This is a genomic window from Corallococcus llansteffanensis (assembly GCF_003612055.1).
Taxonomy (GTDB): Bacteria; Myxococcota; Myxococcia; order Myxococcales; family Myxococcaceae; genus Corallococcus; species Corallococcus llansteffanensis.
The window spans coordinates 1-1,003 of sequence record NZ_RAWB01001080.1 but is presented as its reverse complement, the minus strand read 5'-3'; the positions used below and the strand labels follow the sequence as shown (position 1 = coordinate 1,003).

Here is a 1,003-nt window from a genome sequence, read left to right as displayed (position 1 = left end):
CCTGGGGCCAGTCCCAGCGAGTGACGATGCGCGGTGCGCAGACGCAGGGCCGCGAAGCGCGAGCTCCGCGAGCCCTTGGCGCCTTCGCGCCAGTTCACCGACTTCCAGTCAGTTCGCGGCAGGCCCTCGGCCAGCTTCTCGACGGCCAGGGGCTTCGCCTCGCCATAGCGGCAGCGCGTGCGCGCGGGCCCACTCATTCGCGCGGGCTTCGCAGGAATGGGCGGAGGCTCGAATCCCGGAGGCCAGACAACCGAGTCGCCCCGAATACCGACGATGTACGGCAGTCCCCGGCGCGTCAGCTCTTCACGGAACTCGACCTCGTTGCCGTACCCTGAATCCGCGAGGAGCAGGCGCGGCTTCACACCCCAGCCCAGCGCCCGCTCAAGCAGCCCGAGGGCAATCTCTCGCTTCGTCTCGAACGAGACGTCCTGCGGCACGCCCACTTTTCGCAGGCGTTTCGTGTCAGCCGTCCATTCCGCCGGGAGGTACATCCGCATCCCGATGCAACCGCTGCCCTTCTCACTCGCCACATGCAGGCTGACGGCCACCTGGCAGTTGTCGGTGCGGCCCAGCGTGCCCGAGTACTGCCGGGCCACGCCCACCGAATGCCTGCCCTTCTTGGGGAAGCCCGTGTCATCCAACACGAGGGCTTCGAGGTCCGGCAGGTCCTCCTCCAGCTTCAGCGCCAGCCGGTGCATCACCTCGTCGTCCGCCCAGGCGCTGCCGCTGACACACTGCTGAAGGCGCTGCCGCATGGCGTCCTTCTCGGACGCCTCTTCCACCAAGCGACCCGCCATCGGGTCGATGCTCTTGCGCTCGCCTTCCAGCAACAGGCCCTTGACGTACCAGTCCATCGCCCGTCGCCGCTCCACGCGGCCCATGCCCGCGAACATCGATGTGAGGAAGCTCTCCAGCTCTCCCTCCAACCGATTCAGCTGTCTTGGCGTCATGCTCAGGGAACAGTCCGCCCACCCTCACGCATTCTGAAAGTGACCAAGTGGTA

At 67.0% G+C, this 1,003-nt stretch carries 1 protein-coding gene; it reads right to left on the bottom strand.

All coding sequences use genetic code 11. From position 1 onward, the window contains the following. Positions 1–950: IS701 family transposase (locus D7V93_RS43445; protein ID WP_147451699.1), on the bottom strand; the 950-nt coding region annotated here is incomplete at its 3' end. Positions 951–1,003: the final 53 nt, after the last annotated feature.